Origin of the sequence: Protofrankia sp. CiP1_Cm_nod1, from assembly GCF_920888515.1 — a bacterium.
Classification (GTDB): Bacteria; Actinomycetota; Actinomycetes; order Frankiales; family Frankiaceae; genus Protofrankia.
Window position 1 is genome coordinate 1 of sequence record NZ_CAKKTM010000378.1, and the last position, 9,428, is coordinate 9,428.

Here is a 9,428-nt window from a genome sequence, read left to right on the forward strand (position 1 = left end):
CCTGCGGGTCCACGACCAGGGGGATGTCGTCGGGAGTGAAGACATACGGGCGCAGGGGCAGGCTGCTCGGCCTGCCCGCGGCGAGCAGTCGCTCGTACCAGCGGGCTGGAGCACACCGCAGGACGTCCGCGTCGACCTCTCCATGGCGGCCAGCGTCGGTCAGGTGACCAAAGAAGTACCCGGCGACATCGCGAGTACGAGCATTGTAGACTTCTTCATGCAGAATTTCTGCATAGATCTGCTCGTGACAGAACTGCTGGCTACGTCTCCCGGGAGGTCGATCATGCTTCTCCGGTTCCGGGTGGCCAACCATCGATCCATCCGCGACGAACACGAGCTCTCGTTGATCGGCACCGAGCTCAACGAGGGGACCGCGCGCCCGACGTCGCTGACGTCCAAGGGACGGCCGGTGACGGTACTCCCCGTGGTAGGGGTCTTCGGGGCGAACGCGTCCGGCAAGTCGAATCTGCTGGCCGCCGTCTGTTTCATGAAGGATGCGGTACGCGGCTCGTTCGCGGACTGGGCGAAGACCCCTGGGAGCGTCCCCCGTGAGCCCTTCCGACTGGATCCGTCCTGCCGGGAGCAGACGTCGCTGTTCGAGGTCGACCTGCTGCTGGGTCGCACCCCCGTCCGCTACACCTACGGCTTCGAGCTCTCGGACGGGCGGGTCGAGGCGGAGTGGCTGCACGCCTACCCCCACGGCAAGCGCAACATCTGGTTCGACCGGGATGCCGGCCGGGCCGACGATGGCGGGGACGAATTCGTCTTCAAAGGCTCCGGGTTCAGAGGCAGGCGCGAGGATCTTGTCGCGTTGACCCGGCCGAACGCGCTCTTCCTCTCGGTAGGAGCCACGCTCAACGACCCGCAGCTCTCCGCCCTGCACCGCTGGTTCCTCGACAGCCTGTGGCCGGTCACCCCCGGCGCCGACACCGCGGCCCGCACGCGCTGGACCCAGCACCTGCTGACAGACCCGGAACAGGCTACTCATTACCATAACCGCATCGATCAAATGCTGTCCGTAGCCGATCTCGGCCTGGCCGGGATCGACGTCGACCACAACACCGGACAGGTCAGACTGCGCCACCGGACGCCGGACGGCGGAACCATCCCGCTGGACTTCCTGTCCGAGGAGTCCCTCGGCACCCACGCCTGGTTTGCCTTCCTCGGCCCCCTGCTGATGGCCCTGGACTCCGGCACCACCCTGTTGGTGGACGAACTCGACGCAAGTCTGCACCCCACCCTGGCCGCGGAGGTCGTCCGGCTCTTCCAGGACCCCGACGTCAACCCGCACAACGCTCAGATGATCTTCACGACACACGACGCGACCCTGCTCGGCAACGCAGTCCTTGACCGCCCGCTCGACCGGGACCAGGTGTGGCTCACCGTGAAGAAACACTCAGGCGCCACCGAGTTGTACCCGCTGACCGACGCCCGGCCCCGTAAGGAGGAGAACCTTGAACGCGGCTACCTGCGCGGCCGCTACGGGGGGGTCCCCCGGGTCACCGCCGGCGAACTCGTCCGTGCGCTCACCTGGCCGGCGACAAGGGCAACAGCGTGAGCGGACGCAACAGACAGCCTGACAGCCCACCTCCGGCGAAACGCCGCCGGAGGGGAAGCATGGAAGACATGCGTCCGCTGGACCGCAGAGCCACACGGCGCGAAGCTCTCCGCGACAGGGAGGGGACGGCTGTGGCGAACGCCCGGGCACTCGTCACAGCCTGCCCGCACGGTGCCTGTGACGCAGCACAGGCGCAGTACGAGTCGGTGGACAGAAACGCCGACGTGTCCCCGGCGGAGTGGTCGGCGCGCTCCGGGCACGCCCCCGGCTGCCCCGTCCTGGGCCGAGACCCGTCGACCGATGTCTGGCGGCTGCTCACTGCCCTGGGCATCGTCCGGTCTCCGGACCTGTCGCGCCGCCCGCGGCGGGACGGTCACGTTACGTTTATCTGAAAGGAATGGATCTCCAGGCCAGTTCCGGGAGGTGTGCCGTGACCACGGAGATGGTCGTTCCCGCCTGGATACACCTGCCGATCATGGAATCACATCCGGTCAGACATCCGCTCGGACCGGTTCCGGGGCGCGCAGCAGCGGGAGGAGCTGGTCGCCGATGCGGGCGGCCTCTTGCCGGTAGGGGGTGTCGGAGAGGACGAAGTGGGTGATGCCGAGGGCGGCGTACCCGCGCAGGGCGGTGGCCACGTCGTCCGGGGAGCCGACCAGCCAGGTGGTGCCCGCGCCGCCGCCGCCATACCGGCCGGGGGCGGTGTAGAGGCAGGAGTCGAGCACCTCGCCGCGTTCGGCGAGGTCGAGCAGCCGCTGCTGGCCGACGGCCCGGCGCCGTTCGGGGTCGTTGTGCTGATCGACCTCACGCGCCATCAGCGCCACCTTCGCCTCGGCGTCCCGCCAGGCATCCTCGGTGGTGTCCCGGACCAGGGTCGTGATCCGCAGCCCGAACTCCAGCGGGGCGTGGGCGCGGCCGACGAAGGAGCTCAGCGTCTTCAGCCGGTCGATCCGCTCGGCGATGCCCTCCAGCGGCTCACCCCAGAAGAGCTGGACGTCGGCCTCGGCCGCCGACACCCGCTCCGCGGCGGCCGAGGCACCGCCGAAGTAGAGCCGCGGGTGCCGGCCGCGCTCGGCGAGGTGTGGCCGCGGGCGCACTGTCGAGTTCTCGACAGCGAAGTACTCGCCACGGAAAGTGACGTCCTCCTCGGCCCACAGCCGCCGCACGAGCTGGAGGAACTCCCTGGTGCGGCCGTACCGGCGGGCCGGGTCGTGCTGCGCGTCGCCGTACGCGCCAAGGCTGTCCTGACCGCTGACGATGTTGATGAGCAGGCGCCCGCCGCTGAGCTGGTCGAGGGTGGCGGCGGCGCTGGCGAAGTGCGCCGGCTGCCAGTATCCGGGCCGGATCGCCGCCAGCGGCTGGAAGGTGGTGGTGCGGGCGGCCAGCGCGGTGGCCACGGTGAAGGTGTCCGGACGGCCCCAGCCCGTCCCGATGAGGGCGCCGCCCCAGCCATGGTCCTCCGTGGCGCGGGCGAGGTCGGTGGAGAAGTCGAGGGTTCCCCACCCGTCGCGGGTGTCGTCTCCGCGGTGCCCGGGCTCGACGGTGTTGGGGATGTACCAGAGGAACTCCGTGCTCATCTGAAGACCTCCTGCCTGAAGACCTCAGCCCCACCTGGTTCCGCACCGGTCCGCGCGCGGCCGGTTGAGGTATGCCCCGCCCTGTTGACCGCGCGGTCGTCATACAGCATTGAACATGCCGCCCGCCGGCACGGCTGAAGGATCCGGAGCGCCGTGCCGGCCGTATCGGCGCTCCGGGCGGCGGGTACGGGCGCAGGCCAGCTCGAGCCGCCGACACCGTGACAGACACGACAGACGCGACAGACGCGACAGAGGGCACGGGCCCACGCTTCTACACGGCATCGTGAACGCTTCCGCCCCGGGAAAGCCGGCCGCGCGCCGGGGCCGGCCGGCCGCGCGGCCGCGGCGACGCGGGACGCCGGGAACGCGCAGGATGTGCAATGGCACGACAGGCGGCGCGCGGACGCGCGGAGCCGGAACGCGTGTGACGTCAGAACGCGGGGGCGAGGAGGGACGGCGTGGGCCAGCGGGAGTTCGGCTCGATCCACAGCCACGGGCTGGTACGGGTGGCTGTGGCGGCCCCGCCGGTCGCGACCGCGGACCCGGCGCGCAACGCCGAGGGGACGATCGCGCTCGCCCGCGCGGCGCACGCGGACGGCGTCGACGTGGCGGTGTTCCCCGAGCTCGGCCTGTCGTCCTACGCGATCGACGACCTGCACCTGCAGGACGCCCTGCTGGACGCGGTCGAGGAGGCGGTGGCCGCCGTCCGCGAGGCCAGCCGCGGCCTCGGGCCGCTGCTGCTGGTCGGGGCGCCGCTGCGGCGGGGCGGCCGGCTCTACAACACCGCCCTGGCGATCTCGCGCGGCCGCGTCCTCGGCGTCGTGCCGAAGACGTTCCTGCCGAACTACCGCGAGTACTACGAGAAACGCTGGTTCGCTCCGGGAGCCGGTGTCACCGGCCAGGAGATCACCGTGGCGGGCGAGACCGTGCCTTTCGGCACCGACCTGCTGTTCACCGCCTCCGACCTGCCCGACCTTGTGATCGGTGTCGAGATCTGCGAGGACTACTGGTCCCCCATCCCCCCGTCCTCCTACGCGGCTCTGGCCGGGGCGACGCTGCTGGCGAACCTGTCGGCGTCGAACATCGTCGTCGGCAAGGCGGCCGACCGGGCGTATCTCTCCGCCGCCCAGTCGGCCCGCGCCGTCGCGGCCTACGTCTACTCGGCCGCGGGCCTCGGGGAAAGCACCACCGATCTCGCCTGGGACGGCCAGGGCACGATCCACGAGCTCGGTGAGCTGCTCGCCGAGTCCGAGCGGTTCGCCGACGGGCCGCGGCTGACCGTCGCCGACGTCGACCTCGCCCGTATCCGCCTGGAGCGGATGCGGACACCGACGTTCAACGACAGCGCGGTACTGGCCGGGCAGCCCGAACGCCGGTTCCGTACCGTCGCCTTCGAGCACCGTCCGCACCGGCGGGACGTCGGGCTGCGGCGGCACCAGCGCCGCTTCCCGTTCGTCCCCGACACCCCGGAGCGGCTCGATCTCGACTGCTACGAGGCGTTCAACATCCAGGTGCACGGCCTGGCCCGGCGGTTCCGCTCCGCCGGCGGCCGGACGATGGTGATCGGCGTCTCCGGCGGGCTCGACTCCACGCACGCGCTCATCGTCGCGGCCAAGGCGTGCGACCGGCTCGGGGTGCCGCGGTCGGCGATCCTGGGCTACACCATGCCCGGTTTCGCCACCGGGGAGGAGACGAAGTCGAACGCCTGGGCGCTGATGCGCGCGCTCGGCGTGACCGGCGCGGAGATCGACATCCGGCCCGCCGCCCGCCAGATGCTCGCCGACCTCGGGCATCCGGTGGCGGAGGGCGAACCGGTGTACGACGTCACCTTCGAGAACGTCCAGGCCGGGCTGCGGACGGACTATCTGTTCCGGCTGGCGAACTCCCACGGCGGCTTCGTCGTCGGCACCGGCGATCTCAGCGAGCTGGCGCTCGGCTGGTGCACCTACGGCGTCGGCGACCAGATGAGCCACTACGCGGTCAACGCGGGGGTGCCCAAGACGCTCATCCAGTACCTCATCCGCTGGACGGTGGCCTCGGGCCAGTTCGACGAGGCGGCCGGCCGGCTGCTGACCGCGATCCTGGGCACCGAGATCTCACCGGAGCTCGTGCCCGCGGACGCCGAGACCGGCGCGCTGCAGAGCACCCAGGACCGTATCGGGCCCTACGAGCTGCACGACTTCTTCCTGTTCCACATCCTGCGCTACGGGCTGCCGCCGTCGAAGGCCGCCTTCCTCGCCTGGCACGCCTGGCGCGACGCCGCGGCCGGACGCTGGCCGGCCGGTTTCCCCGCCGACGGCCGGCACGCCTACGACCTGCCGACGATCACCCGCTGGCTGAAGGTGTTCCTCTTCCGTTTCTTCGAGCTCTCGCAGTTCAAACGGTCGGCGCTGCCGAACGGCCCGAAGGTGTCGTTCGGCGGCACGCTCTCGCCGCGCGGCGACTGGCGGGCCCCGTCGGACGCGAGCGCGGCCGTCTGGCTGGCCGAACTCGAACGCAACGGCCCACCGGACACGACGCCGCGGCACAACCAGCCGCGCCCAGCCGGGCCCTGACAGCAACCATCCCAACGGTGGCGCCATGCACGCTGGGGCCTGGCTCGCCGTGCGCGCTGGGGCCTGGCTCGCCGCCCGCGCCTGACAGGTTCCACGAGCGCGCCGACACACGTTCCGCGCCCACGACGCGCCGGCCGAGTCGGCTCCACGACCGAGCCCCGCCCCCCTGGCCCTCCTCGACCGTGCGCCGTGGCAACGGCAGCCGTTGCGGGTGAACGACACCGTGAGCCCGTGGCCGGTGGCGGTGGCGATCCGGCCAGGTGCGTTGCGTGTCGCAGCATCGGCTATCGTGAAGTCATCGGGAAAAACGTGAAAAGGGGTCCGCGGATGGGCAGGCTGGTCCACGCCTCGCTGTTCCTGAGCTGGTGCCACGACGATGTCGCGGCCAAGCGGGCGCTGCTCGAGCAGCTTCACCTGGACGGCCTGGCCGGGGTGCGGATCGCCTGGTGGGAGGATTCCCACCTGCTCCTCGGCGAGGACTGGCGCCGGCAGATCCTCAGCCGGCTGGACCACTGCGACTACGGGCTGCTGCTCCTGAGCCCCGGCTTCTTCAGCAGCCGCTTCATCCTCCGCGAGGAGCTCCCCCGGCTGCTCGGGCCGAGCGCCGACAAGGTGCTGCCGGTGATGCTCAAGCGGGTGCCGTTGGACGGTTCGCACGATCTGCACGGGGTGGACGCGCGGCAGGTCTTCGCCGGTGCCGGCGGCCGCTGCTTCACCGAGACCCGGGGCGCCGGCCGGGAACGGTTCGCCCTGGACCTCGCCACGGCGATCCGCCGGCGTGTGCTGAGCGACGCCGCCTGATGGGGCGGCTGCCGCGCCGGGCGGTGCTCCGGCACCTCGACCGGCTCACCGACGACGTCACCCCCCGGCAGCTGTCCCGGCTGCGGGCCCTGGCCGACCTGATCGACGACGACGGCCGGATCCCGATGCCGCGGGCGCTGGACGCGGCCACGCCCGGCGGCAGCGACCAGAAGGCGCAGGACGCGTTCCGCAAGTTCCGGGCCGCGCTCGACGATGCGGCGGCCGCGGCCGGCGTCGAGCTGCGGCTGGTGAGCGACCAGCGGAAGGCCCCGCCGGCCGACCGGTTCTGCTGGTTCGAGGGCGCGGACGCCATCGGTGACGAGATCGCCGAGCGGTCCCAGCGGGAGGCCGCTCGCGGGACGGGCGACGAGCCGGTGCCGGCGACGGTGAGCGAGGTGATCCGCGGGGTTGTGCACGTGGAACGCGGGGTTGTGCATGTGGAGACGGCGCTGGAGGCTTCCGACGCGGTGCGGCGGCGGGAGCGGCAGTTCGTCGAGCTGCTGGCCGAGCAGCTGGCGGCGCGTCCCGGCTACCGGCTCACCAGCGCGTCCGACATCGCGCTCGGGCTCGCGGTCGACAGCGAGCGGCGGCGGCTGCGGGAGGCGGCCGACGTGGTGGTGGAGCTGGACAGCGCCGCCGCGCGGCGGCACGCGCACCCGGGCTCGACGGCCCGCCGACCGATCCGGGTCGCCCTCGAGGGAGTGGCCCGCGGGGCTGAGCCGGCCGGGCCGGCCGGGCCGGCCGGGGACGTGCTGCACGGCGCCGGCCAGCCGTTCAGCCAGCGCACGCAGCGGCCGGCGCGGCTGGAGTTCGTCGAGATGGTGCTGGGGCTGATCGACGACCGGCTGGGTGAGCCCGGCACGCCACGGCCCGAGCCGGAGGGGTGGGCTCGGCTGCTGGCCGACCGGCACGCGCTGGACAGCGAGCCCGGCACGCCATGGCCCGAGTCGGAGGGGTGGGCTCGGCGGCTGGCCGACCGGCGCGCGCTGGACGTGGAGCCGGTGCCGCCGAAGGCCGGGGAGACGTCGCTCGCCGCCGACGTCCTGGCCGCGGCGGGCCCGCGGCGGTTCAGCGAGCCGGTGCCGGCGGTGGAGCGGCTGCTGGTGTGGGCCACCGACACCTCGGCGGCCGCCCGGCACCTGTGCGCGCTGCTCGGCGACGTCGGCATGGGCAAGACCACCACCGTCAAGCTGCTCACCCAGGCGCTGCTGGATCTCCGCGGCGACGACCGCTCGGCGCCGTTGCCGATCCTGTTCGACCTGCGCGACCTGCCACCGGCGCTGGCCAGGGAGGGGGCGGGCCATCCGAGGATTCTGGAGGCGCTGCTGGCCGCCGGGGACCTCGGCACCGGCCCGTCCGCCGCGCAGGTGCTGGACCTGGTCGCGGCCGGCAACTGTGTGCTGATCTTCGATGGGCTGGACGAGGTGCTGGTGCACCTGGACCCGCACGCCGGCCAGGTGTTCACCCGCCGGCTGTGGCGGGCCACCGAGGATGCCTGGCGGTCCCGGCCGGCCAGCCAGCGGGCCGACCGGCCGAGCCGGCTGCTGCTGTCCTGCCGCACCCACTACTTCCGCTCGATCCGGCACGAGACCACGCACTTCACCGGCCAGCACCGGGACGGCCCGGCCGGCCCCGACTACCTGGCCCTGCTGATGCTGCCGTTCGACGAGGAGCAGGTGCGCGCGTACCTGGCCGCCAACGTGCCCGGCGCGGACGTCGACCGGCTGCTGGAGCTGATCGACAGCGTGCACAACCTGCGTGAGATCGCCGAGCGGCCGCTGACCCTACGGATGATCGCCGAACAGCTGGAGACGGTGGAGCACGCCAAGCTGGCCGGCCGCACCGTGCGCGCGGTGGACCTGTACGCGTCGTTCGTCATGCAGTGGCTGGAGCGGGACGACGGCAAGCACTCGCTGTTACCGGAGCACAAGCAACTGCTCATGGAGCACCTCGCGGCACAGCTGTGGCGGTCGGGCCGCACGACGTGGGAGGTGGCCGACGTCGAGCAGTGGCTGCTGGAGTTCCTGGCCGGCCGGCCCGACCTGGAGCTGCACTACCCGGCCCGGACACCCGACCTGTGGAAGGAGGACCTGCGCACGGCGACGTTCCTGGTCCGCCGGGGCGACGACACGTTCGGGTTCGCGCACACGTCGCTGCGGGAGTACTTCCTCGCCCGATATCTGGGCCGGGCGCTGGAACTGCCCGCGGAACAGGCGCGCGAGCACTGGCAGCTGCCGGTCCCCAGCCCCGAGACCCTCGACTTCCTCGGCCAGTGGCTGGCAGGACGCGACGAGGAGAGACATGGCGAAGGGAAGCATTCCCCTCACATCGCCACGCTGGCGGAGCTGGCCGCCCATGCCCCGGCGGGCCGGGCTGACGCGGCGGCGGTGCTGGCCTTCGCGTACAGCCTGGCCGCCGCCCGTGGCGGCCACCCGGCCCACCGCCCGGCCGGCGCCGTCCTGGCCGGCGCCGATCTGGCCGGCTGGTGGATCGACGGCGGCGGCCGGCGGCTCGACCTGCGCGGGATGTCGTTCGCCGGAGCCGATCTGACCGGAGCCGTGATACGCGACGCCGACCTGTCAGGGGCCGACCTGGCCGGCGCGAACCTCACCCGGGCCGAAATACACGACACCGACCTGAACGCGGCCGATCTGCGCCGCACCGGTCTCGCCGGCACGCTGTTCCGACGCTGCGACCTGAACGCCGCCCACTGGGCCGGCTCCACCGCCCACCGGACGCAGGCCCTGCTGTGCCGTTCAGCTCCGAGCACACGCCGGCCGGGCTGGCTGGTGGCACCGACCAACGCCCCCCGCCGAGCCGACGCCCGGCTGTCGTCCTTCACCGGCCACACCAGCCTGGTCACCCACGGGGCGTGGAGCCCCGACGGCACCCACATCCTCACCACCAGCTACGACAACACCGCCCGTATCTGGAACA

General features: G+C 72.4%; 5 protein-coding genes. 4 read left to right on the top strand and 1 reads right to left on the bottom strand.

All coding sequences use genetic code 11. The features are described 5' to 3' along the window. On the top strand, window positions 1-1,558 hold a 1,558-nt coding region (locus NBX02_RS16905), incomplete at its 5' end, for an AAA family ATPase (protein ID WP_250286080.1). A gap of 491 nt (window positions 1,559-2,049) precedes the next feature. Here the strand turns inward: NBX02_RS16905 and NBX02_RS16910 are convergent. After that, window positions 2,050-3,135 carry an LLM class flavin-dependent oxidoreductase gene (locus NBX02_RS16910; protein WP_250286079.1) on the bottom strand — a complete coding sequence of 362 codons (1,086 nt, stop codon included), beginning with the start codon at window positions 3,133-3,135 and terminating at the stop codon, window positions 2,050-2,052. A gap of 458 nt (window positions 3,136-3,593) precedes the next feature. Between NBX02_RS16910 and NBX02_RS16915 the strand changes: the two genes are divergently transcribed. The 3 genes from NBX02_RS16915 to NBX02_RS16925 form a co-directional block, all read left to right on the top strand. Then, window positions 3,594-5,690, top strand: coding sequence for an NAD(+) synthase (locus NBX02_RS16915; RefSeq protein WP_250286078.1), 2,097 nt, complete (start codon window positions 3,594-3,596; stop codon window positions 5,688-5,690). Window positions 5,691-6,017: 327 nt separating this feature from the next. Beyond that, window positions 6,018-6,491 carry a toll/interleukin-1 receptor domain-containing protein gene (locus NBX02_RS16920; protein ID WP_250286077.1) on the top strand — a complete coding sequence of 158 codons (474 nt, stop codon included), beginning with the start codon at window positions 6,018-6,020 and terminating at the stop codon, window positions 6,489-6,491. Further along, a partial coding sequence (locus NBX02_RS16925) for a pentapeptide repeat-containing protein (protein ID WP_250292135.1) occupies window positions 6,491-9,428 on the top strand: 2,938 nt, incomplete at its 3' end. The genes NBX02_RS16920 and NBX02_RS16925, both read left to right, overlap by 1 nt.